The organism is Acidobacteriota bacterium, assembly GCA_016712445.1.
Lineage (GTDB): Bacteria > Pseudomonadota > Alphaproteobacteria > Caulobacterales > Hyphomonadaceae > Hyphomonas.
The window spans coordinates 1,414,727-1,438,216 of sequence record JADJRB010000001.1 but is presented as its reverse complement, the minus strand read 5'-3'; the positions used below and the strand labels follow the sequence as shown (position 1 = coordinate 1,438,216).

Below are 23,490 nucleotides of genomic sequence, written 5' to 3'. Positions count from 1 at the left end.
GTTCGCATCATCGGTCTACGGAAGATGCTCGGCGAGCCGGCTGCGACCAGAGGGGTCGGCGCCGCAACCTGACGCCGGACGAAGCCTTGCAGGCGACAGCTGCTCCGACGGCGCATGTCAGCTTACGAAGACGCGAAGCTTTTCATTGGCGTGGTCCAAACTCCCGAGCTGAATGACAAGCGGAAAGCCGCATTCCCGAAATGTCCCGTGGGTGAACACGCCGTTGCAGGCATCGCAGATGCGCCACGGCCGGAGCACGGCATGCCGCGATGAACGTCGTAGCGGGGCAGCGATTGCGCGCTCAGCCTTGGTCAATGATCTCTCAGTCTTGCCGGGACAATGTGGATCATATCCGCACATATCATAGTGCTCCTCATGGGTCTCTGGCTTTGACGCGCATGATCCGTGCCGCGTTTCGGCGGCGGGGTCTTCGCTGGTCGCCCGATTCAGCCCCGGCGTCTGGGATCCTTCCAGGCGGTAGTGGGCGGACGGCGCGTTTGCCGGAGCGCGGCCGCCGCGCAAGGGGGCGGATCCTGAGACCATCTGAGCGCCTGTAGGCGTCCTACCTTCAGCACCCCTTGCACGGCGCCCTTATGCGCTCCGGCCATGCGCCGACCCTGCCGCCCACCACCGCCTCATGCGGACAGGAACGCGGCGGCAGAGGAGACTGACATGACCGGACAAACGACTACCCCTTCCCCCGCCACGCGCGCGCTGCTCCGGGACGCCGGAGCGACGCCAGGCGAACGGCCACGCATTTATGTTGCCTGCCTCGCAGCCTACAATAACGCACGGTTGCACGGGCGGTGGATCGACGCGACGACGCCGGATGAGATCAGGGCCGAGGTTCGTGCAATGCTGGCGGCGTCACCCGAGCCAGATTCCGAAGAATCGGCCATCCACGATTACGAGGGCTTCGAAGGCGCGAGCCTGTCCGAATACGCGTCCTTCGAAACCGTGTGCGACCTTGCCGACTTTATCGCCGAGCATGGCGAGTTGGGTGCCCGCATCTACCAGAACTATTGTGATGACCTCGAACAGGCGCGCACCGCCTTCGAGGACTATGCGGGCGAGTACCGCAGCGCAGCGGACTTTGCCGAGGAACTCCACAACGATCTCGGCACCGCGATCCCCGAGAGCCTCAGCTATTACATCGACTGGCAGGCGCTCGCCCGTGACATGGCGATGAATGGCGAAATCATGGTGTTCCAGACGGGCTTTGATGAAGTCCACGTCTTCTGGTCGCGGTGACGGAGGGCGCACTCATGATCACCGACCGTTTTGCGGCCTTCGTTTGCCCCGGCAGGGAGGGCGCGTGATGCCGGACATCTTCGAACGCCTGCTAGGCCCGCGTCCGTCACTGACGCTCGACATCGCGCAGGGCTTTGTGATCGGCATCTGGGTTGCCGGGCGGCGCCCCGACATCATTATCCACGACTATGACTGGGGCGATACGGCCCCCGACGCGCAGCGCGACAGTTTTGGCGCGCCCTTCGTGCCGATCAACTGGCACCTGCCGCCTTGGCGGCTGGGCCTCGCGCTTGCCCCCCAACATCTTTTCCCATTTTGAAGGAGCTATCCCATGTCACAACCTGACCTCGTCCACATCAAGCTGAGCCAGCTCGGCATTTCCAAACTCAACATGCGCCGCGGACGCAAAGTCCCGGATGTCTCCGACATCCTGCCTTCGATCCGGGAGAAAGGCATCCGCCAGACCCTGCTCGTGCGGCGCGAAGCAGGTGGCTATGGCATCGTCGCCGGACGCCGCCGGTTCTTCGCGCTCCAGCAGATTGCAAGGGAGACCGGGACCGATCCGCTGGTGCCCTGCGCCGTGATGGCGGAAAGCGATGCCGCCTCCGCCATCGAGGCGTCGATCATCGAGAACGTCGCTCGCCTGCCTGCGACCGAAATGGAGCAGTTCACCGCGTTCCGCAAACTCCATGACGAGGGCCGGACCGTCGAGGACATCTCGGCTTTCTTCGGCGTGACCGAACTGACCGTCCGGCGCGTGCTGGCCCTCGCTGGGCTCAGTGCCCCGATCCGGAAACTCTACGCCGATGAAGACATCGACCGCGAAACCGTGCGCGCGCTGACACTTGCAACGCCTGTACAGCAGGCAGACTGGCTGAAACTCTGGAACAGCGAGACCGAGCGCGCCCCGATCGGGCGAGTCTGCCGCGCATGGATTACGGGAGGCAGCGCAATCACGACGGACAAGGCGCTGTTTGACCTGGCCGCCTATACCGGCGCGGTCACCGCAGACCTGTTTGGCGAGGCGGCAGTGTTTGCAGATGCAGCGGCGTTCTGGGAGGCGCAGAACGCGGCCATCGCCGCGCGGACCCAAGGCTACCGCGAACGCCGCTGGGCCGATGTGGTGCTGCTGGAACGCGGCGCCTACTTCCAGCGCTGGGACTATGTCCAGACAACGAAGAAGCAGGGCGGCAAGGTCATCGTCGAACAACGCCATGATGGCACGGTCACATTCCATGAAGGCTGGCTGAAAGCTGCCGAAGCCCGGAGGGCCAGGACGGCAAAGGTCGAGGGCGAGGTCGCGTCCGAAGCAGTTACCCGGCCCGAGATGTCAGGTCCGATGGCGGACTATATCGGATTACACCGGCATGCCGCCGCGCAGGCGAGCCTGATCCGGAGCCCGGCCATCGCACTGCGGCTGATGGCGGCTCACGCCCTGTGCGGCTCCACGCTCTGGAATGTCCGGCCTCACAATCCGGGTGCGGTGAAGGAAGCGACGCTTTCGAGTGTCGAAGGCGGCGTTGCAGCTGCTGAGGTCAGCGCTGCGCGCGAACGCGCGGATACGCTGTTTGACGCACTCGGCGCGCCGGTCCCGCGCCGGAACGGCGACGCCTATCACCTCTGCGAATCCTTCGCTGCGCTACTCGCCATGTCGGACACTGAAGTGATGCAGGTGATGGCGCTCGCGATGGCGGACACGCTCACCTCCGGCGGGCCTGCCGTCGAGGCGGTACTTCACACCTGCGCCGCTGATCCAGCGGAGTTCTGGACCCCTGACGAGGCCTTCTTCGATCTTCTGCGCGACAAGCGGGTGATCAACGCGATGGTCGCTGATATCGGCTCAAAGTCACTGGCGGAAACCTGCGCCCCCGATACCGCCAAAGTGCAGAAGACGGTCATCGCGAACCGGATCACGGGAGAAGGCTGCGCGCCTAATCCGGACTGGCGCCCCGGATGGATGCAGGTGCCGCCCACCCGCCTTGTCGAAGGCGCGGGCTCACTGCCTGCCGATGTGTGGGAGCGGATTTCAGGACTGTTCGAAGCGGGTGCGGAGGAACTGCCGGGCACCGAGCCCGAGCCTCGCGAAGCCAACGCGGCCTGAGTTTTCGTCTCGCTGTCGGCAAGGATGAAGTCGCCCGGCGTCAGCCGCCGGGCGACTTTTTCCGCGAGGGCCTCTGTGCGTGGATCAAGGAGCGGCAGGTTCAAAGCGAGTTTGGTTAATTTGCAATCGCCTTGTGATTTTCCGTGCGATTCAGGACTGCGTTGCGGGACGTGTGCCGCGTTCGTTTCGGATGCTTGCCCTTCGCGGACCTCTTGTTTCCGTCTCTTGCCGTTAGACCTGGACGACCTGCGCCAGCCCTGAAACCGCCCCTTCCGAAGAATTTTCCCCTGCGCTGCGCGCATTCCTCGCGCCCCAAAATTCTCCTGCGGGCCGGTGCTCCGCTCTGCTGCGCCCGTTCCGGTTCTGGCCCGGTGCAGGCCGTCCTTTCGGTCCGGCGTCGACGGGAACAAGGGGTTCCCGGAAGACGAGCCAGGAAACGAAAAGGAGAACACCATGGCAAACGCACTCGGATACGTCACGGAAACCAAGACCGGTTTTGAAGGCGCCCTCGCAATGATGAACCTGACCAGCCCCATCCGCATCGAGAAGAACGCGGACAAGGCCGGGGACGGACAACCCGACTACCGCATCTTCGCCGGAGAAACCGCCACAGAAATCGGCGGCGGCTGGATGCGCAAGGCAAAGGCCTCAGGACGAGACTACCTCTCGATCACCCTCGCGGACCCGCAGATCGGGCCCCGCAAGATCTTCGCGAACCTCGCCCCGGTCAAAGGCAAGAAAGGCCGGCACGTCATCCTCTGGAACCCCAAGGACTGATCCAGGCCTACCGCAACAGGCCGCCCCGGAGAAACCTCCGGGGCGGCTCTATGCTTTTGGACTGGCGCAGGACTTGCGTCACGGCTCAGCGATGCCTGCGCTAAACCTCTCCTCCCGCGCGAAAGTGCTGGTCTGTGCGTCCATGATCGCCGGGCTTGGCTTTGCGGCCGCGCGCCCGCAGGAGCTCTTCCTCTACAACCCATCGGACTCGATCCCCAAAGGGTTCTACATCCGGGACCGTTCAGAGCTGGTGCGCGGATCGGTGGTCTCGATCGGGTCGATCCATGCCGCGCCGGACTATGCCGCAAAACGTGATTTCGTCGATGCGGGCGACCGGTTTCTCAAACGCATCGCTGGCATGGACGGTGACACGGTCTGCGCAGAAGGCCGCGCGATATCGCTCAATGGTGCGCCCATCGCCGAACGGGCAGATGTCGATGCCGCCGGCGATCCCCTGCCCTCCTGGAACGGCTGCGTAACGCTTGGCCAGGGACAGGTGTTCCTGCTCGGCGATCATCCGGCAAGCTTTGACGGACGCTATTGGGGTGTTTCCGCGCGCGCCGATCTGGGCGGCCCCTGGCGCAAGTTTCGCGGATCAGGAGACCTGTCGTCTTCGCCTCGCCGATGAAACCGGAATCCTTTTCGGCCCTGCACTTGTACACTTCTGGTCATGGATCAGATCAAAAGAAAGGGAGGGCAAGATAAAGGCGCGGCCTGCAGGCCGCGCGAGACGCCTGTCGGCGCGGAGGTTTTTGCAGGCCGTAGCCTGCGCCACAGGCCGTGCCACAGCCTGTGGTTTGATCCGCATAGGGACGCTTTGAATTTTATCTCAGTGAAGCGAGTCGCCGATGACCGATAGCAAGAATGACCGCCTGATGAGCTCTTCAAAACTCGCGCGTGCCGCGAGTGGCGAAGACCTCTCCGCGATGAAGCCCTCGCGGCTCTTGAGGCCGGTTGAGACGGACCGACTCGATGGCCAGCTGGCTGGCAGTGCTAAGCGTAACGATAGCGCCGGTTCGACCAAGCCGCTCTCCCGGCGCCTCGCCCAGCGGGCGCCCGTGATGCGTCATGCGAAAGCGGTCGGGCCGGGTGAGATGGTCTCAGACCTTCGCCAGCGCGCGGCGGTCAAGGTGCATTACTTCAATCATGGAGGTGGTGGCGGCGCGGCCTTGAAGGCGCATACGCGCTACCTGGCGCGGGATGCCGCTGGGCGTGGTGAATTGAGCGAAGAGCCTGCCTCCCCTGCCCTCTGCCCAGATCTGGAAACGCCAGAAGCGGCAGCCCGCGCACATGCGGATTATCTCGCGCGAGGCGAGCAAGGCCGCGTCCTGTTCTATGACCGGGCAGAGGACAGCGTTGATGGCGGCGCACGCGCCGAGGGCTGGGCGACATCTGACAAGCGCCACTTCCGGATCATCCTGGCGCCTGAAGAAGGCGAGCGCCTCAGGGACCTGACGAGCTACACGCGAGAAGTCATGGCCCGCGCAGAAGCTGAGCTCGGTACGCGCTTCTCGTGGTTCGCCGTCAATCACCATGACACCGGGCATGCTCACACCCACATCGTCCTGCGCGGGCGAAGGGCCAACGGTCAGGACTTGATCCTCCCCCGTGACTTCATCCGGCACCGGCTGCGCGAGATCGCCCGAGATGTGGCAACGAATTGGCTCGGACATCGCACGCCCGTCCAGGAGCGCGAGGCGCTTGAGAGGGAAACCACCGGCCATGCGCCGACACGTCTCGACAAGCTGATCGCCGCGCAGTTGCCTGAAAGCCACGTGATAGAAGTCCGCCGCCTGGAAGCACAGAACCGCGATCCCCATGTGACCGCTGCTCTCAGGGCTCGGACCAAGGAGCTCCGACGCCTCGGACTTGCCCGAGAGGTCCGGCGGGGCGTGCTGCAGTTCGAGCCGGAGTGGCAGGACCGCCTCAAGGCGATGGAGCTGCACCTTGATATCCGCAAGCAACTGATGGCCGAGCGACAACGATCGCAGCAGGTCGAGCGTGAGCGGTTGGCGCGCCAGTTGTCTAGGAATGGACTGGAGCGTTAGGCTGCTTTGGCCGCATTAGCAGTCAAGCGCTTTGGAATGGCAGGTCGGCTGGATTTGGTTTGCATTCCGAAACCCGCGAATGGCCGATTTGGAGAGCGCGAATGGCACGAGTCAGGTACCCTTCTACGACAGTCGTTGGCCCTAAACCGCCGGTCGTCATTGTTGAGGCGGGGATGGTTGGAACACAGCGAACAATTGGCGCTTGGATCATTCATGAAGTACGCCATTTCGAGAACCAAAACGCATGAGCCGCCGGATTAGGGGATCAGGATCGCAATCGAATGTATGACTCACAAGACGACGAAACTAACAAGCTAATGAGGCCGGAATGATCCAACCATTGTTCCGGCTCTTGATCTTTCTTGCTGTATTGCTGGGTTCCGGCTGTCAGGCGACTGATGCTCAAGCAGACGCTACCGACACGCAAACAAAGGATGTATTTCGAAGAACATCGTTTGTGTATAATAGCGTTTCTCCGTTTGGATCTGAGCTTTCAATCCTGATGCTGAACGACGGCGTGCGCGTTGTGCTTGATCATGTGGCGCCCGTTTCGTCTGATTGTTCCTCCGAGGAAATCCCGATCTGCATAGCAAATCGCGAGGCAAAGTTTGTGTTTGCCCTGCCTGACGGTTTGGAGCCCATGCGTGGGAAAGTATGGTCTGCTAACGGGTCGGAATTCACAGTACTTGATGTTCTCACCTCCTCCTGGTTCCACAAGGTGGAACCTTTCGCAATAATTCAGGCAACGAATGCGGATGGAGACATCAATGTGTTCTATTACGGCATGAGCCGCGGGTTGGTTGCGTTCCACACCTCCGCAATTCGGGGCGATTGTGCGAGGTGCCTGAATGGCGGCAAGATTTTCGTCCTTACAGGACAAGAATACGGCTTTGGATATAAGCCAAAAGAGAAATAGGCGCAGTGCGAACCGGCAGAAATCGGCTTGTATGCCCATTCAGTGGCACTGTGATGTATCGACCCAGCGGATTCTGCTCAGTTTAGACCGCCAAAGCGAATGCCTCAGCGGGTTTTTTTATGCCGACGGCCGGATGCTGAATGACCGCCTTCGGCGAAGTCCGGCCTGGTTTCCGCAAGCCGGCGGAATGACAGGACTGAGGCAACACTGCCGGTGGCCGGTTCTGACAATCTCAGCCGACTTGGCCCTAACCAGACATCAAAGTTAGCTTTTCTTCTTGGGCGCGAGGATATTGGCTGCCTGGCGGGCAGCCGCTTCGCCGCTGATGTGTGCGCCGGAGAGAAGCGCAGGATAGGCGCCGCCTAGCGCTTCGCCGGCAAAGAAAACCCTGTCTCCAAGAGAATTGGATAATGCGGCACGCGCCTTGTGCCGTCCCGGCCGGGCAGCGGCGTAAGCTCCGCGCGTCCAAGGGTTGCTGCCCCAGTTCGTCATCCGGCCTTTGCGGATGTGGCGGCGGATATCGCTGCCCAGCATCGAGGCAAGCTGGTCGGTGGCGAAGGCGATGGCGGCGTCCTCGCCTGCCTTCTCGATTTCCCAGGCCCGGCTCCCACCCACGAACCCGACGCAGAGATCATTTCCGGCCGGAAAAGACAGAAAGAAGGCCGCTTTCGGCGGAAGGGGCTCATCGATGGCGCGCGTGACAAAGGCGTTCTCCGGCAGGCCGAAACGCGACCCGTCCGTCTGCAGCGCGATCTTCGTCAGCAGGCCCATGGGAAGGTCGTCAAAGGCTTGCCAGACTTCTGCAGGCAAGTCCGGCATAAACCTGATCCCTCGTCCGGACATGACACCGGTCGAAACCGTCACGATGACCGCTTGCGCCCGGATGTCGCCCTTCTGTGTGCGGACAGTCACGCCCGTGCCCGACCAGTCGACGCCCGTGACCACGGTACCAGTCTGGATGGGCAGACCCTTTGCGAACTTCGCGACGAGGGACCCCAAGCCCTCTCGGACGAGGGCGTTCACCGCATAGGCGCCATAAACCGCGACATCGGCGCTCGAAAGCTCGGTCAGATCGACGCCGTGATCCATCGCGCTGAGCCATGTTGCAGCGGCGGCCAGCCATCGGTCGCTTGCTTTCACCAGGCTCGACGCGGCAACATCGTCTTTGTGGGATGCCAGCAATTGCCTGAGGCGGGATGCGGCCCTGTCATACTTATCCACATCGTCCGGCGTGGCGGGCTGGCCTCCTGAAAACAGGGCGCCGGGAGGATCGTCATGATCGATCATGGTGAAGCCTGCAGAGCGGGCGGCGCTGATGTAGGGCAGATCACCGGGGCCCTGCAGCCAGGCGCATCCATGGTCGAATGGAATTCCGAAGGTTTCGCTTTCTGTGAACGCCCGGCCGCCGATCCGGTCGGAAGCTTCCAACACAAGCACGCTAAAGCCGAGAGCCTGCAGACGGTGCGCCGCGGCGATCCCGGCGCCGCCAGCGCCAATGATGACGACCTCAGGTGCAGAAGATGGTGGGGCGGTTTTCAAGGTCGGCTCTTCAGAAGTCTGGTTGGCGCCGGATCAAGCTACGCTGAGTATTGGTCTGTCAATCAAGGCTGCAGAGCCGTCGTTAAGCTGCGGGGTCGGACACCGGTTCGATTGATCGACAGGCCGATCCGGGAAAGTTTACCAAGCAAAAAAGGGCACCGTTCGTTGAGTTGCCGCATCGCAGCGAGGCGGCAGCTCAACAACTGAACCAAGGTTAACTTGCCGGCAGAGCAATCGGACCTTCAGAACCGGCTGGGTAGGTTCAGGCCGCTCGGTCAGCGTGGGTGAAGAGCTAGTTCCCCGCCTCGCCCAACGCGCCTTCAACGGCGGCTGTTGTTGCACATTGCACCAATGCCTCGCGGGTCTGGGCGTCAACATTGCCGGCTTTCTCGATGGCGGCCGGCAAGCCTTCACCGCTGAGACTTTCGCTGAGGACATTCTTGAGCGCTTCCAGATGCTCGCCGGTGATCTCTGACCCCAGGCTGTCCTGCACGCAGCCGCAGAACACTTCCGATTGCCCGGCCAGAACGCAAGCTGTCTTGGTGTCCACTGCGCCACTTGCCGCCTCGAGCGCCTGTCCGCCCAAATCGAGCGCGCCCTGCTTCACTTGTTGCAGGTCGGCTGCATCACCGCAGGCCCCAAGCACCAGTGCGAAACCGGCCACCAGAACAGTACGCATCATGTTTTCCCTTTATCTTTCTTTGCTTGTCAAAAGCCTCGATCAGCCGGAGGCCGTGAAGCGACTTGATGGTCATTGGTTTTTCTCTTCGCCGGCAGACGTGGATACCGCCAGGGCCTTCTGCAAGCGTTTGGCCCGGGACAATGCGAAAGTGTCGCGGCTGCAAGAGCCCGATTTTTTGCGAAGCCGGCCCCGGACTATTTCGTCCTGCTTTCTGGTCGGGTAAGCCGAAGCGGGCGGCGGCAGATGCACCGTCGCCGATAGTTGCATCTGCGCCATCTAGGCTTTCGGCAGTGCGGCGCCGGATACTGCAGCGACAGCGCTACCGGATGTAACAGTCATATTTGTTTCAAGGCGGAAAGAATGGAAAAACTACTCTCATTGGTCGGGTCGCTACTCTACGGCATGCGTTTCACAATGCTGTTCTTCTATGTCGGTCTTGTCACGATCATTCTCGGGATCCTGGGCAAGTTCGTGCTCGAAACTTATAGGCTGATGAACACACTGCTGTTTGAACAGATCAGTAAGATCGACCTGATCATCAAGGTGCTGGAACTGGTGGACATGACCATGGTGGCGCAACTTGTCTGGGTTGTGTCTCTGGCAGGTGTTTCACTGTTCGTGACGACCCGGCACTTTGACGAAAAGGACATGAAAAAGCCGGATTGGCTGGACCACGTAAACACCTACAATCTGAAGCTGAAGCTCGCATTCGCCATCATCTCGATATCGGGCGTCCACGCGCTAAAGACCTACCTGGGCGGCGACCTCAGTCTGGAGAACGTGCAGATTGTAGCGTTTGTGGCTGTAATTCATTTCATGTTCGTGCTTTCCGCGATCGGGATTTCCGTTGCGGAGAGGTTGACCCGGGAAAAGGAATAAGAGCCCGTCGGGCGAAAGCCGCCCATGCCTTTGACCTGGATTCCGCCGACGCCTCACGGGTGCGATCAGACGGCCAGCGATCTTCGCGTTCTTCATTGATTTGGCACCACCGGTCGACTCGGGCCGGATGCTAAATGGCTGGAATCGGCGAACTCCGGCCTGGTTTCCGTCAGGCGGCCCAATGACCGGATTGACGTGACCCTGCCGGCCGGGGAGCCTCAGCATGAGAGCCGCGTTGGCCCTAAGTTGCCGGTCGCTCGCGCGATTGCGGAAGTCTGTTTTGCGTCACACGCGTCCATACGCGCCTTGAGCGCTTGTGCAATTGCAAACAGGTCCTACGGTCCCCTTGGTTTGTAACGGGAAATTGGGGGACACGCGCATGCTGTTGCGGCGAATGACACAACACGTCAAGGCGCAGAACTGGTTCGCCGTCGCGCTTGATTTCGTGATCGTTGTCACGGGTGTCTTCCTCGGTATCCAGATCGGCAATTGGAACGCCGATGCCGCCCTTAGCCGCAAGGCCGTCGCGCTGGAGCGGCAACTGGAGTTTGAGCTGGCGGATGAAACGATCGATTACCGCGCAAGGCTGCTTTATTTCCGCGATGTTCAGGCTAATGCTGAACAGGTTTTGGCTAATGCGGAGGGCACGGTGACGCTCTCTGATGAGGATTATCTCATCAAGGCATTCCGGGCGACGCAGTTCAACAGGATTTTCAAGCGGCGCTATGCCTATGACGAGATTGTCTCGCTGGGCATTGGCTTGCGGCTAAAGGATCCGATGATCCTGCGCGATGCAGAGAACTATTACGCAGAAGCGTGGGTCGATGTGGCCTCTGCAGAGACCCAGTCATCGACCTATCGCCGCCTGTTCCGTGAAATCATTCCGCTCGACGTGCAGCGCGATGTGCGCCGCCATTGCGGCGATGAGAAAATGCAAAATTACGAGAGCTACGAAGCGGCTATCGTGATGTTTGAGCCCGACGCGACCGTGCTCCAGTTTCCGTGCCAATTATCGCTTCCGCCAGAGCGCATCGCGCTGGCCGCGGCGGCATTGCGGAGCGCCGACGGTCTTGAGCGCGCGCTGCGCTACCGGATTTCAGAGCTGGAAAACACCAACGCATTGATTGCGATGGTGGAAAAAAACATGACGGCCTGGCGCATGATGCCCGCCGAATTTGAGGCCGCTCAACAGAAAGTGACCAAGCCATGATCCTCCGCCGTCTGACCAAGCATGTGAGAGACCAGAACTGGTTCGCGGTGGGGCTCGACTTCCTGATTGTGGTGCTGGGCATCCTGATCGCATTTCAGATCACCAATTGGAGCAATGAACGGGAGAACCGGCGCGTCTATGATCAAGCTCTTGAGCGGGTGGTTGTTGAGTTGAACAGCAATCTTGCCATGCAAGACCGGGTTCGCAAAAATATCGCCATAGAGTTGCCGGTCATCCAGACAGCGCTGGAGGATTTACGCGCCTGCCGCGCCGATAAAGACGCGCTGGCCAATGTCAAGGCAGCCCTTGTGCCGCTGAATGCGCCTTACGTATTGCTGCTGCAAACCGCAGCCGTAGAGCAGTTTCTGGGCAATGAGGCTTTCCTGCAATATCAGTCGGTTGACGCGCGAGAACAGTTGACCGAGTTCTTACGACTTGCCACTTTCGCGCTGTACTATGACCGCGCCTTCAGCGAGCAATCGCTTCAAAACTTCGCATCAGTCGCTGATGCGCTGTCGGTTGGGCCGCTGGCCGTTAGCGGGCCTGATGAGATATTGGCCGTGATGCTGAGCGATAGCCCGCTCAGTCCGCCGCTCTACCGGGAGCCGATCATTGCCTTACCGCTCGAGGAGGCCTGCAAGGACAAAGCCTTTGTCGGGCTTTTCTACGAATGGGAGGCGACGGCTTTTCGTGTGTCTATCACTGCTGGCAGTTTTGAACCAAGGCTGCGCAAGGCGCTCTCCGCGCTCGGCCGTCCCGTTGCAGAGACTGAGGGAGCCACGCCGTGATCCTCCGCCGTCTGGGGTAATCATCCCATTTTTAAGCGGCTTGTTTCCTAGACTTCATGCGGCGTGTTTCAGTTTCATGGCGGGGGTTATGCCGCCGATGCCCATATTCGGGCGCTCATTGTTGTAAATCCATAGCCAGCGCGTGGCGTGATCCTTGACCTCCTCGATTGTGTTCCAGATGTATTGCCCGAGCCATTCTTGTCGAACAGTTCGGTTGTAGCGTTCGACGTAGGCGTTCTGCTGGGGCTTGCCGGGTTGGATGTAGAAGATCCCAATGCCGCGTTTGGCGGCCCAGGTTTGCAGCTTCCCACTGATGTTTTCGGGGCCATTGTCAACGCGAATCCCCATCGGCTTTCCGCGCCACTCGATGATCTGGTCGAGCGCGCGGACCACGCGGGCCGCAGGCAGTGAGAAGTCCACCTCGATAGCGAGGCCTTCTCGGTTGAAGTCGTCGAGCACATTCAGTGTCCGGAACGATCGACCATCACCGAGTTGGTCCGCCATGAAATCCATCGACCACATTTCATTCGGATGGTCGGGAACCAACAGTTTGTCTGGCACGGGCCGAACCAGTCGCTTCTTCGGCTTGATCCGCAAGTTCAGCTCCAGTTCGCAATAGATGCGGCGCACGCGCTTATGGTTCCACGCAAAACCCTGCACATTGCGCAGGAACAGATAGCAAAGGCCGAAGCCCCAGCGCCGTGTCTTCTCGGACTTCGCCAGCCGCACCAGCCAGTCGGCAATCTCGGCATTCTCATCCGACAGTTTCGCCTCATATCGGTAGCAGGTCTCGCTGATGCCAAAGGTGCGGCAGGCCAGCGCGATAGGCACGCCCTTCTTTCGAACAGCCTCTTTGGCCATCTCTCGTCGTCGAGATGGCCTTGCTACTTTTTTCCCAAGGCATCCTTCAGCAACTCATTCTGCATCGCCATCTCGGCATACATCTTCTTCAGCCGCCGGTTCTCTTCAGCCATCGCTTTCATCTCAGACAGCATCGCCGCATCCATTCCGCCATACTTGCTGCGCCAGTTGTAAAAAGTAGCGTTGCTGATCCCGTGCTCGCGGCAAAGATCCGCAACCGGCACACCGCCTTCGCCCTGCTTCAGGATCGCGAGGATCTGGGCTTCCGTAAATCTCGATTTCTTCATGGTCGTCTCCGTGCTCTATCAAAGCCGAAGAAGTCCAGTTTTCAAGTCACTTAATTTCGGGGATGATTACCACAGGACTGAGGTGACCCTGCCGGACACGGAACCCAATGATGGGAGCCGACCTGGCCCTATCAGGTCGCTCGGCATACCCTCGTATGCTCTCGCTACAGCTAATTGGATCGTATGATTTTTGCTGCTTCTGAGAAAGCGACTGCAATTCTCGATTCACTGAGCGAATCGTACGCCTCGGGTATTTCCAACAAAGCAACCTTAATCCGCTCCGACAAATTCAGGTCGGAGATTTGAACAACCTGCTTGATTGCGCCGACCAAATCACCAGTCTGATACAAACTGAATAGCCTTGAATTGTCTTTTGTCTTTTCTGCATGCTCGGCAACTTCGCGAGCCAACGATTCCAGATACTTTCTAACTGCGTTTTGATCTTTCTGGAGCTTCTTACCTCTAATTCGAGTGGTCGTGCTCGGCGGGAATATCCACCCGAACATGCTCGACAAAATTCGATCACGTTCTTCCTGTTTTGCGCGAGCCTCGGCCATTTCCTGTCGATGATGCTCGTCCTGTCCATGATCCCAGGTGTGTTTGTAGGAACTCTTCGCGCGATCGAGTTGACCGAGCTGCGATCCTGCAAAGAGCAGTGGCGCACTAGCGACAATCGCCAAAGCTGCAGAAAAGCCGGAGCTGAGAACCACCCAAGCAGCACCCCGGGCAAGGTCGCCGTCTATGAGATAGTAGGAGACAGAAATGAGGATGGCGAAAACTGCAAGACCGATCTTATTTGCCAGCGTCAATGGAAGAGCTTCAACGATAGGAAATCTACGTCTCATTCGAGGAGCGATGAAGAGCAACCCAAGAATGACTAGCGGAGCGAACAGCGGGGCCACAATTGCCCACTCTTGAGTTGCGCCATTGAGTAGGATCAGCGGAAGACCGGCGGCACATGCGAGTAAGAACAGCGCGAGGCTAATCCTTCGGGCGCTGTCACCATCTTTCGATGCCTCAGAATCGCTCAAGAATGGTGGCCATTGTTGAGTTAGGCGCTGGCCCTTTTGAGCAAAATAGTCGTCCGCGCGACGTCTCAGGTTCTGAAGCGTGGTGATTTCGTCGTTGTAGCGTCGTGCTGTATTTCCGAAGCTGCTGCCGAAAAAGCCGGCGGACACAGCGAGCAGCATATAGGGCGGCAGCCAAAAGTAACGCGCAGGCCAATGGGCTTGATCCCAAGCGTTCGTTCGGTCTGGATCGAGCGCAACGTGAACTTCTACCTTGTTAGGCGACGGGATGGGTGTGATGGCTGGTTTCGGGGGCGGGCGCTCTTGTAGCTTTTGAAGTTCAGCGTTCGGATTATTGCCAACTTGCCGAACCTCAATCTCGACGTCCTCAGCATTCGGGTGGCGTGCACGAATTTCGCTGAAGTTCTTGTTGCAGCGTTCCTGGCCGTCCGTGATGACGATCAGCTTGGCTGGGCCGTCGATCTTGCCAAGCACCTGATCGATCGCGTTCGTTATCGCTGTCTGATCATCTTTGCCTCCCAAGTCCGGGAGCGCTGGTGGGAAATCCTTTCCGCGGGGGATGGGCTTTGCGACGTCGAAAGCTTCGAAGCAGAGATTGGTGTCAGGCGTCGCAGGCTTGCTTCCGAAAAAAACTACCGAGACAGGTTGATCACTTGGGAGGGACAGAGCGCGCATCAATAGCTCCGCATCCTCCCTATTCTGTCCTTGCATTGAGCCGGACGCATCGACCACGAAATAGATAGGCTTTGGAGGCGTCGCCGTAGTGGCGGACGCCTGCGCGCGAGCGTCCGGCGCGGTCCAGAATACCAAGGCTGCAACCAGTAACCCGAACCGCATAATGCCGCCAAATGATCCGCCCGAATGTTGCCAGTATGTTCTTTTGGGCCCCACGTCAATCGTCACCGTATTGCCTCGAACACTAAGTGGCACAAATCCTATGCCGGAGAAGCACGCGCACCCCGGCCATTCGCGTAACCTAGAACGAATGAACCGGCACAACCGGCGATCAATTGCCTGATGGCGCGAACTTGTCTCCGCCCGACTTCGGCCTGTTATTTGCCTGTCAGCCACGACGCTCATGCATAACTTGGCCAATCGGCTCGACTAGGAGCGCGCTGTCGGACCATTTGAAAGTAGCTCAGAAATGTTATCGGCCATCGCTTCAGCGGCGGCGCGAACATGGCCATCTGCGAGGTGCGCATACCTGCGGGTCGTTTTGATGTCGGCATGACCAAGCAGCTTGCCGATCACTTCGAGCCCAAGGCCGCCAGCCAGCGCGAACGACGCTGCCGAATGGCGCAAGTCGTGAAGCCGGACATCCTCAAGCCCCGCCAGCTTTCGCGCCCGCAGCCAGAGCTTCGGTGTGCCTTGGAAGTAAGTTTCCGTATTGGCGCTCGCAAACACGTATCCCAGCGTCCCGTGCTTTGAACGCTCTTCGAAAATCGCCCGCATCGGTCCGGTGATGGGGATGAGCTTGGCGCCTGTCTTCGAGGTGGCGAGGCGCAGGAAGCCTGTGTGCAGATCAACTTCTTTCCAGGTCAGCTGTTCGATCTCGCCTTTGCGCGCCCCGGACAGCGCTAGCATGCGTATGATCGCAATCCCGGCTGCTGGCGCACCGGCTTTCTCGATCTGGTCGAGTGCCTCGCCAAGACGGCGCATTTCATCAGGGCTGAGGAACCGCTCCATGGACCGGCTCGGCGTCTTCTCGACGCCGAGGGCGGGATTGGCAGGCAGAAAGCCTTCGCGCACGCCGAACGAGAATATGGACGATAGGAGCGACAGCGTGCGGCTGGCAGTCCCCTCCCCGCCCCGGACGCGGCGCACACCGCGAGCTTTGGACTTAGTGTCTTTGGCGGTATCGCCGCGCGCGACCGCGTCACGGAAACGAGCGATCACACCCGCATTGAGTTCGCTCAAGCTGACCTTGCCAATCAGGGGAGGATATGCGCGTTGATCCGGCCGACATCGACCGCGATGTTGCGCGGGTCCCGTAACTTGCCCGCGAGCTTCCCGCGCTGGCGCGAGCGCAGGGCTGAACGTTCGATCCAGAGTTGGCAGAGCCCGCCAACGGTCGAAGGTCCGGTTGCCTTGACGACTTTCGCAGGCGTCTTTCCAGCAGCCGCATCGGCAATCGCAGCGCGGGCTTTGCGGCGCGCGTCATCCGCGGTCATAGCGCCAGGCTTACCGAGAGTGATCGTTATCTTGCGGGCCGCGCGACCCTTTCCTACGCGAGTCTTTGCAATGAATGTTTTTGCGCCGCCCGGCCGGACGCGGACACCGAAACAGGAGAGCTCGTCATCCCAAAGGACGTACTCGGTGGGCCTCGGCTCCGCCGCCTCGATGCTTTTCAATGTAAGTTTCATAGTGCCTTCGGGTGCCCGCTCCCTCGTCGCGACCTTTGCCTTTTTGCGACCTTTGCCTTTCCGTATATCGGGAAGGCAAATGCCGAATGGTACTCCACCGGGGCTCCACCAGATTTCGAAACGGAACGAAACACAATGAAACGCCCACGGACGGTTTACCTGAAAATACTATATTATACTGTGTGTTAGGCCGTCTACTCGAAACTGGCCGAAACGCTAAAAAACAGCCCAGCGTTGCCCTCGGTGGGCATGTCTCCCGCTGCGAGGACTGCGGGACGATGGACGTTGCCTATAACTCCTGCCGCAACCGGCATTGTCCGAGATGCCAGGCGGCGGCCTCCTATGACTGGCTGGAGGCCCGCAGGCGGGACCTGCTTCCCGTCGCCTATTACCATGTCGTGTTCACGCTGCCCGCGCCGCTGGCGCGTGTGGCGTTCCAGAACAAGCGTGTTGTCTATGACGCTCTGTTCAAGGCCGTCTCCGAGACCCTGATGACGATCGGCGCCGACCCGAAGCATCTCGGCGCAAAGCTCGGCGCGACCCTGGTCCTGCATACGTGGGGATCAGCGATGACCCATCATCCCCACATCCACGGCGTCGTGCCCGGCGGCGGCCTGTCACCGGATGGCAAGCGCTGGGTCGACTGTCGCCGCGGCTTCTTCCTGCCCGTGCGGGTACTCTCGCGCTTGTTCCGCAGGCTGATGTGCGAGCGGCTCGCCGGCCTCCATGCCGCCGGCAAGCTCAGCTTCCACGGCGATCTCGCCCCGCTGGCAGACCCGGAAGCGTTCACGCTCCTCCTGAAGAGCCAGCGCCGGCGCGACTGGGTCGTCTATGCCAAGCAGCCGTTCGCCGGGCCTGACCAGGTCCTCTCCTATCTCGCCCGCTATACCCACCGGATCGCGATCTCGAACAGCCGGATCACAGCCTATGACGGCCAGCGCGTGACGTTCCGGGTCAAGGACTATCGCAAGGACGGCGAGACCAGATACGGGGTCATGACGCTCGCCGCCAGCGAGTTTGCCCGGCGGTTCCTGCAGCACGTTCTGCCCGACGGCCTTCACCGCATCCGGCATGTCGGGCTCCTCGCCAACACCCAGCGCCGCGCCGCCATCGCGCAGGCACGCAGCCTGCTCGCCGATCGCATACCACCGCCAGAACCGATGCCCGACCCAACGCCGGCCCAGGAGGCGCCGGCCCCCGGGCCGGCGCCATGCCCCTGCTGCGGTGGACGGATGATCCTTGCCGAGCTGGTGACCCCGGCAGCGCAACTCAAGCGACGCCCACAAGCACGGATGGACACCTCATGACGTTCGCTCCGTTCTCGGTTGCCGACGTCCCCGCGTTCGCCATCATCGGCGACGTCGGGAGCTTGCGGCCTGATCGAACGCGCTGCCAGAAAAGCAGCGCACGCGGCACATCAGACACCGGCAAAATCCACGGTGCATGCGACATCCGACGGCGCCAGAACCACCCAGGACGGCCGCCTGCGCCCACCTGCAATGCAGGCGATAGCTTCAAATCTCCATAACGGTGCCAGCCACCCGCGCGTCAGGCATTCTGCGATCAAGGACGCCCGCCACCGGGCCCGGGGCCGCCGGCTGCGCATGGCGGGCGTCCTTGATCGCTTTAGAAATCCGGCCTGGTATCGGTGAGGCGGCCCGGCGGCACGATTGTATCGACCCTGCCGGTCGAGAAACCTGACGATCGGAGCCAACCTGGCCCTAAACGGACGACGGCAACCATACGACTTCCGTCTCGCGAAGCATCGCACCGGGGAGATCGTCCTGTCCGGGTAGTTCCCGAAAACTCGCCTTGTAGAGCGTCGGCAAAGGCTGAAGGCGTGCAAGTTCGGCGTCGAGCCATGACTCCAATTCATCGTATTCAGCATTGACACCACCGTGACCGGGATGGGTCTGGAGTGCGGCTTCACCGCTGTGGAATTGACGTTCCCAGGCTCGATAGATCGACCACTGTTGCATGGCGCGTTGCATGAACTTTGAACCCACGGGGTAGAGCTTGAAACTGTCCGAGTAGTCGTCGACGGTATCTTCGTACTGCGATGCAAAATAGTGCGGAGCACCATTCATGTCGGCGATGCCCGTTCGAATCCCATCGTACAGGTCCCAGATTGCATGCACTCGTTCGTATGTCATTGACTGCAGTCATAGCGCCTGCGGGACAAAGCACCAATGACTGCAACCGGCGATCTCCCGCCTGGTGGCGCTGAGGCAACCGAACGACAGGACTGAGGCGAGCCTGCCAGAAGCCAATCCGTAGATCGGAGCCGACCTGGCCCAGACTTGCCTGTCATGATTGCCTCAGCGAACGACGGGTCTGAAAAAAAGGGACGTTTTCGGCCTGCGTATCGGTCCAAAGAACCCAGTGTTCGAGCCGTTTGATTTCAGGGAGGTGTGAATCGGCATCAGCATGTGCCCCCGGCACCTCTAGCAAAATCAACCGGATATTGCGCCGATCGGCGTCGGGACCTTACGCCGATTTACATCCCAATGCCCGCCAGACTCAAAAAAGTCCGAGACCAACAAGACGTTCGCCTCGGCCGACCGATTCGAATGGGATGCTGAAGTTGCGGGACTTGCGCTGCGACATCGCTCCGGCAGGCAATTCGCGCGGTACCTTTAGATATGGTCTGACGGGCGAAATGTGCGCCGCGCCCTGGGACCGGAAGCCTCCTTGTTACTGGAACAAGCCTGCGATGTCGCCCGCGCGCTGATCGCTGAACTGACTGGCGAAACGACAGCGCTAGCGCTCGTCCTGATTGTCGCGCTACAACCGGGAGAAGTCCAAGTCCAAGCCTGGAACTGCGACTTGGATTGATACTCGACGGAACAGTCTCCTAAAATTTCGCGATGATGTTTAGAAACAGCCCGTCGTCATTGTAGGAAAGGTCGGTGAGATCATCCGAGAAGTCGGTGAAATTGTATCCGATGCCAACTTTTGCATTGTCTCCGACGTGACGATAAATAGCCGCGAGGAAACCAGCTTTGGTGTCTTGGGCAAGATCGACATCAAGTATGCGGGCTTCGAGAAGACCATCCCATTTTTTGACGACGTGAAAATCGACCCGGGCAACGGCTAGCTGCGCCTTGCTGGTGACGAAGTCTGCGTCTGTACGAGACAGGCTGACTTGGCCCTCGCGCAGTCCATATTTGCCGCCAAAGGTAAGCCAGTTGCTGATGCGATAATTTGCGTCAACGCTGAGAATGTTAGATTTTTGCGCAGGAATACCGGTTTGTCCGCTGCTCGAAATCTGTGCCGATGTCGGCAGATCTTCAAAGTAAGTATAGCGAAGCAGGGCATTCAGACGATCGTTCTCAACGGGACGATAGGCCCCGGCAAGCTGCAGCTCGGTGAAGTCTCCGGCAAAAAACGCGCCCGCGTTCGAATTGCTTTCGGCTTTGTTGAATTTGAGCAATGCCCGCCAGTCGGGTGACACCTTCACGCTGGCATTTGACCGGAAGAGCCAGGTCTCACGCTTTGTGACGGCGATGGGGTCTTCGTCTTCGCGCCATTCAAAAGCTGTTCCGAAGTTCACGGTCTCGCCTGCATAGCCCGCCGTAGCGGTATAGGCTTCCCGCTCGATACGCTGGAAAGCGTCTTCCAGATCGCCGACTTGAAACGAAGCGCCGAGCGACCAGCGCTCAGCCGGGATGAAGTCAATACCGTAAGCGTGAGTCACGCCGGTCGTGTCGCCAAAGCTCGCACGTTCTTCGCCATAAACACTGACGACATCGTTGAAGCGTTTTCGCGCACCAGCCGTCAGGCCGTTTTGTGAGTTTGATAGGAAGCTGGTACCGTCAACGCCCGGTTCCTGACGTTCTGCATCCAGCGTGTAATTCAGATAGTATTCCTCGCCGTCTTGGCGTTGCCAAGTCAGCTCCGCCAGCGCGCCTGTGCCGCCATCACCGCCGGAAACTTCACCGCGCGCCTGGAGCTGTTCGGTCAGACTGGTTTCGATACCCAAGCCAGCACGATTGGCATCTGCGCGCAAACCGCTTGCGCTCAGCGTTCCTTGAGCAAAGCCGTAAACCACAAAGCTGGCATTGGCCTGGTGACGCAGTTCAACACCCAGATCTGTGCGCTCACCATCATTACCGAATGCGGACCCGGCAATGTCGTTGTAGCGCAGACCGAGACCAGCGGTGAGGGTATCAGACAATCCGAACCTAAAATCGGCAGCCGCGGTGACTTCATCAACGCCGCCGTCAATCGAGACGTCATCAAATTTGAAGGCAAGCGAACCCTGGTCTCCCAAGGAACGTGTCAGACTGGCGCCAAAACGCTCTGTTTCTCCCAGTGTGAGGCGGCCAACGCCGGAAAAGCCAGCCTCTAGCTGTTCATAATAGCCGGTGAGTTTCGTATCGCTTTCTACTCCTGCCAGATCTGACAGTGTGGCTGCGCCTTCAACGCGCCATGCGGTGGCGTCATTGCTCGTCCCGGCAATCAGCGGATTGAACGAAAATCCGCCATCGATTGAGGCTCGCTCTTGAAACCCGGCGCCGTCTGTTTGTGCAAGTTCGGCTTTGACGTAGGTCTGATCAGTCATGCGGGCGATGATATCTGCCGAAACCAAAGTCTGGTCGGCATCGCCGGTTTCTTCGCCCTGCGCAGTCAGGCCAAGGCGGATCGAATCGTTCACCCACCGTTCGACCCGGCCACCGGTCGTGAAGCCATCGATCTCATCGAGTCCTGGTGTGTGCTCATAGCGTGCGACGAGGTAGACGGAGTTGCCGGAGACAGTACCGTCGCGCACGATTTGAGTTCCGAGCGCCGTGGATGTCAGCGGCGCCGAAAGCAGAATACGGCCCTGAATATAGTCGATGTCGTAGTCGACGAACGGTTGCAGATCGCGCGTTTCCAACACAAGTCCGGAGTCTTGATCGCGGATTTCCACACGCAGACGTTCAGAACCAATTGTCAGATCTTGCCGCTCAAGAAAGTAAACTGATCCGCCGGTTGCCTGAAACTCTTCACGCGCCGGAACCGTGCCGGGATCAGCCGCGAAGATGGTCACACGCTGCGTGCGCTCGCCGTTAGAAGTGGTCTCGTCACTGTTGTACTGGGCCTTTGCGCCATACAGACCGCGGTCAATCTGGGCAAACTCGGTATTGGTCACATTGGTGAGGAAGTTACCCCAGACGATATGATCGTCGCCACGTTCGAGTCGGACATAGAAGCGCCCTTGCGTTGGAGCATCCTCTACGTAAGTAGAATCGTCACCATAGACAGGATAGTAGCGGTCCGGATCAAGGCGGCGGAGCAAAGACTGCGGGTCCTTGTCAGACAAGTTCGAGAACAGATTGTCGACATCGTCTTCAGTCGTGTCCATCGATGCGGTCAGCAGGTACTTCCCTTGGATCTTGCCTTTCAGATAAAAGGCGCCGCGACCCGTTACATAAGTTTCGTCGAAGTCTTCGCCCGACGCCTCCAACAAAGCGCGGCTCTCGCTTGTGCGCGTTCCGACTGTCAGATCACCAATCGCGACCATAAAGAAGTCATTTTCGGGGATCTCGATGCTGCGAGAAACGTCGACCTGCTTTCCGTCTTCGCGGGTGTAGCTCACATCGATGCTGTGCTGCCCCGCCGGAACGATTTCGCGGACAACAAAGTCCCCGTCTCGGTCCATTTGAATGGGTCGCCCCATGAATTTTATATTGCTCGCGCCGTCACCTGCCATTTTGAGGCCCGACACGGTCACGGCACCACCGCGCACCTGAATGTTGCGCGTTGCCGTTGCATCCAGTCCATCTATCGCTGAGTAAGCGTTGGCTGATGACTTTGGAGCTTCGCTTTCTGATACAACCCGAATCCACTTGTCGATGGTTTCATCAAACTTTCCGTCCGCATTGTAAACGCGCAGGACATAGGTATAGCGCGATGTGTTGCGTGTCGCTGGAATGGTCCAATTCGCTTCACCCGTCTGGAGGTCGACAGCGACAACCGCGATCGGTGCCTTGATGAGTTCGTCGTCAGCATCAAATATCCGTACTTCTGCGCGGTTCACCCAAGCACTATAGTTCCAATGGGTGTCGAATTTGAGCGGCTCGCCCGGTATTCCTGCCACACGGCCGTCGATAAGTCCGATGTTCAAATGCGGCGTGACTTCCAGACTATCAAACGTCATCCGAATGTCTGCTTTATCGAGCGCCAGATCGGCAATCGTTGAGGCGTCCAGGTTACGCTTCAAGGAATCGTGAACGATAATTTGAGCCGCAGGACGTTGAATTTGGTCGGCCTGATCAGAAGCGACCGGACCTGCAGCGCGCGAAGAAAGTTGTGTCGCAGCAATTACAAGATTGCTGGCTTGCGCCGTCTTTTCGACTTGTACGCTGACAATTTGGTTTGACTGACTTTGGTCTGCAAGAGCCGTAGGCACCATTGCCGAAGTCGAAATCAGTGCGGCAATAAAGGCCGACTTTTTCAATTTCACACGCATCACGATTTAGTCCCGATTATGATCGCCAGAAAGTCCGGCGTCCCTTTTGTCGAGACTGACAATCTCAGAATTCGGTAAGCTCACGCTTTGGTTAATCGATGAAATTTTATCGATCTGAGCCTAAAGGCCAAACTTTGTTGCAGTATGAATGGCTGTTCAGCGAAACACTACGAAACGCGCATGGGAATATTAACTTCTGACTTTGACAGTCTGATCGCTCCCTTTTGATCACTGCTTCTTTTGCCACTCGGTTCGACTCCAGCGGAACGGTCCGGCGCCCTTAGGCCATCCATTATCCCAATCCAA

The 23,490-nt window shown here is 59.4% G+C and carries 19 protein-coding genes; 11 read left to right on the top strand and 8 right to left on the bottom strand.

Going from position 1 to position 23,490, the window contains the following annotated elements:
* Nucleotides 1-672 precede the first annotated feature (672 nt).
* The 7 genes from IPK75_07365 (at nt 673) to IPK75_07335 (ending at nt 7,093) form a co-directional block, all read left to right on the top strand.
* Nucleotides 673-1,251 carry an antirestriction protein ArdA gene (locus tag IPK75_07365; GenBank protein ID MBK8198175.1) on the top strand — a complete coding sequence of 193 codons (579 nt, stop codon included), beginning with the start codon at nt 673-675 and terminating at the stop codon, nt 1,249-1,251.
* Between the two features lie 67 nt (nt 1,252-1,318).
* A complete protein-coding gene (locus IPK75_07360) occupies nt 1,319-1,570 on the top strand; it encodes a hypothetical protein (GenBank protein ID MBK8198174.1) in 252 nt (83 codons plus the stop codon).
* 12 nt (nt 1,571-1,582) lie between these two features.
* On the top strand, nt 1,583-3,352 hold the full coding sequence (locus tag IPK75_07355; GenBank protein ID MBK8198173.1) for a ParB/RepB/Spo0J family partition protein: 1,770 nt from the start codon (nt 1,583-1,585) through the stop codon (nt 3,350-3,352).
* A 453-nt stretch (nt 3,353-3,805) separates the two neighbouring features.
* Complete coding sequence (locus IPK75_07350) at nt 3,806-4,129, top strand: DUF736 domain-containing protein (GenBank protein ID MBK8198172.1); 324 nt, start codon at nt 3,806-3,808, stop codon at nt 4,127-4,129.
* Nucleotides 4,130-4,220: 91 nt separating this feature from the next.
* A complete protein-coding gene (locus IPK75_07345; protein MBK8198171.1) occupies nt 4,221-4,757 on the top strand; it encodes a S26 family signal peptidase in 537 nt (178 codons plus the stop codon).
* A 220-nt stretch (nt 4,758-4,977) separates the two neighbouring features.
* A complete protein-coding gene (locus IPK75_07340) occupies nt 4,978-6,177 on the top strand; it encodes a relaxase/mobilization nuclease domain-containing protein (protein MBK8198170.1) in 1,200 nt (399 codons plus the stop codon).
* Nucleotides 6,178-6,505: 328 nt separating this feature from the next.
* Nucleotides 6,506-7,093 (top strand): hypothetical protein, encoded by a 588-nt coding sequence (locus IPK75_07335; GenBank protein ID MBK8198169.1) that lies wholly within the window; start codon nt 6,506-6,508, stop codon nt 7,091-7,093.
* Nucleotides 7,094-7,357: 264 nt separating this feature from the next.
* On the opposite strand, the gene IPK75_07330 is transcribed toward IPK75_07335, so the two are convergent.
* Complete coding sequence (locus tag IPK75_07330) at nt 7,358-8,632, bottom strand: FAD-dependent oxidoreductase (GenBank protein ID MBK8198168.1); 1,275 nt, start codon at nt 8,630-8,632, stop codon at nt 7,358-7,360.
* A 292-nt stretch (nt 8,633-8,924) separates the two neighbouring features.
* Complete coding sequence (locus IPK75_07325) at nt 8,925-9,314, bottom strand: hypothetical protein (protein ID MBK8198167.1); 390 nt, start codon at nt 9,312-9,314, stop codon at nt 8,925-8,927.
* A gap of 360 nt (nt 9,315-9,674) precedes the next feature.
* On the opposite strand from IPK75_07325, the gene IPK75_07320 reads away from it, so the two are divergent.
* The 3 genes from IPK75_07320 (at nt 9,675) to IPK75_07310 (ending at nt 12,191) form a co-directional block, all read left to right on the top strand.
* Nucleotides 9,675-10,193, top strand: coding sequence for a YqhA family protein (locus tag IPK75_07320; protein MBK8198166.1), 519 nt, complete (start codon nt 9,675-9,677; stop codon nt 10,191-10,193).
* Nucleotides 10,194-10,572: 379 nt separating this feature from the next.
* Complete coding sequence (locus IPK75_07315) at nt 10,573-11,403, top strand: hypothetical protein (protein ID MBK8198165.1); 831 nt, start codon at nt 10,573-10,575, stop codon at nt 11,401-11,403.
* The gene (locus IPK75_07310; GenBank protein ID MBK8198164.1) at nt 11,400-12,191 is read left to right on the top strand and encodes a hypothetical protein; all 792 of its coding nucleotides are present in this window, start codon (nt 11,400-11,402) and stop codon (nt 12,189-12,191) included. The genes IPK75_07315 and IPK75_07310 overlap by 4 nt, the downstream gene beginning before the upstream one ends.
* A 54-nt stretch (nt 12,192-12,245) precedes the next feature.
* Here IPK75_07310 and IPK75_07305 read toward each other — a convergent pair.
* The 4 genes from IPK75_07305 to IPK75_07290 form a co-directional block, all read right to left on the bottom strand.
* Nucleotides 12,246-13,339, bottom strand: a protein-coding gene (locus IPK75_07305) for an IS3 family transposase (protein ID MBK8198163.1) whose coding sequence is annotated in 2 segments (ribosomal slippage) — nt 12,246-13,078 and nt 13,078-13,339 — 1,095 coding nt in all. Because the reading frame shifts where the segments join, the coding sequence is not laid out codon by codon here.
* Between the two features lie 170 nt (nt 13,340-13,509).
* Nucleotides 13,510-15,270 carry a hypothetical protein gene (locus IPK75_07300; GenBank protein ID MBK8198162.1) on the bottom strand — a complete coding sequence of 587 codons (1,761 nt, stop codon included), beginning with the start codon at nt 15,268-15,270 and terminating at the stop codon, nt 13,510-13,512.
* A 201-nt stretch (nt 15,271-15,471) separates the two neighbouring features.
* Nucleotides 15,472-16,284: a site-specific integrase gene (locus IPK75_07295; GenBank protein MBK8198161.1), complete on the bottom strand. Its 813-nt coding sequence runs from the start codon at nt 16,282-16,284 to the stop codon at nt 15,472-15,474.
* A gap of 14 nt (nt 16,285-16,298) precedes the next feature.
* Entirely contained in the window at nt 16,299-16,730 is a 432-nt protein-coding gene (locus tag IPK75_07290; GenBank protein MBK8198160.1) for a DUF4102 domain-containing protein, read from the bottom strand.
* A 182-nt stretch (nt 16,731-16,912) separates the two neighbouring features.
* Between IPK75_07290 and IPK75_07285 the strand changes: the two genes are divergently transcribed.
* Nucleotides 16,913-18,037 carry an IS91 family transposase gene (locus IPK75_07285; GenBank protein MBK8198159.1) on the top strand — a complete coding sequence of 375 codons (1,125 nt, stop codon included), beginning with the start codon at nt 16,913-16,915 and terminating at the stop codon, nt 18,035-18,037.
* A 414-nt stretch (nt 18,038-18,451) separates the two neighbouring features.
* On the opposite strand, the gene IPK75_07280 is transcribed toward IPK75_07285, so the two are convergent.
* Together IPK75_07280 and IPK75_07275 are read right to left on the bottom strand one after the other, a co-directional pair.
* Nucleotides 18,452-18,883 carry a hypothetical protein gene (locus IPK75_07280; protein ID MBK8198158.1) on the bottom strand — a complete coding sequence of 144 codons (432 nt, stop codon included), beginning with the start codon at nt 18,881-18,883 and terminating at the stop codon, nt 18,452-18,454.
* 701 nt (nt 18,884-19,584) lie between these two features.
* Nucleotides 19,585-23,187 carry a TonB-dependent receptor gene (locus IPK75_07275; GenBank protein MBK8198157.1) on the bottom strand — a complete coding sequence of 1,201 codons (3,603 nt, stop codon included), beginning with the start codon at nt 23,185-23,187 and terminating at the stop codon, nt 19,585-19,587.
* Between the last annotated feature and the right edge of the window lie 303 nt (nt 23,188-23,490).

Excerpts from the sequence above, each read along its gene's own strand:
- IPK75_07365 (MBK8198175.1), top strand. The coding sequence starts at position 673 with ATGACCGGACAAACGACTACCCCTTCCCCCGCCACGCGCGCGCTGCTC.
- IPK75_07360 (MBK8198174.1), top strand. The coding sequence starts at position 1,319 with ATGCCGGACATCTTCGAACGCCTGCTAGGCCCGCGTCCGTCACTGACG.
- IPK75_07355 (MBK8198173.1), top strand. The coding sequence starts at position 1,583 with ATGTCACAACCTGACCTCGTCCACATCAAGCTGAGCCAGCTCGGCATT.
- IPK75_07350 (MBK8198172.1), top strand. The coding sequence starts at position 3,806 with ATGGCAAACGCACTCGGATACGTCACGGAAACCAAGACCGGTTTTGAA.
- IPK75_07345 (MBK8198171.1), top strand. The coding sequence starts at position 4,221 with ATGCCTGCGCTAAACCTCTCCTCCCGCGCGAAAGTGCTGGTCTGTGCG.
- IPK75_07340 (MBK8198170.1), top strand. The coding sequence starts at position 4,978 with ATGACCGATAGCAAGAATGACCGCCTGATGAGCTCTTCAAAACTCGCG.
- IPK75_07335 (MBK8198169.1), top strand. The coding sequence starts at position 6,506 with ATGATCCAACCATTGTTCCGGCTCTTGATCTTTCTTGCTGTATTGCTG.
- IPK75_07325 (MBK8198167.1), bottom strand. The coding sequence starts at position 9,314 with ATGATGCGTACTGTTCTGGTGGCCGGTTTCGCACTGGTGCTTGGGGCC.
- IPK75_07320 (MBK8198166.1), top strand. The coding sequence starts at position 9,675 with ATGGAAAAACTACTCTCATTGGTCGGGTCGCTACTCTACGGCATGCGT.
- IPK75_07315 (MBK8198165.1), top strand. The coding sequence starts at position 10,573 with ATGCTGTTGCGGCGAATGACACAACACGTCAAGGCGCAGAACTGGTTC.
- IPK75_07310 (MBK8198164.1), top strand. The coding sequence starts at position 11,400 with ATGATCCTCCGCCGTCTGACCAAGCATGTGAGAGACCAGAACTGGTTC.
- IPK75_07290 (MBK8198160.1), bottom strand. The coding sequence starts at position 16,730 with ATGAAACTTACATTGAAAAGCATCGAGGCGGCGGAGCCGAGGCCCACC.
- IPK75_07280 (MBK8198158.1), bottom strand. The coding sequence starts at position 18,883 with ATGACATACGAACGAGTGCATGCAATCTGGGACCTGTACGATGGGATT.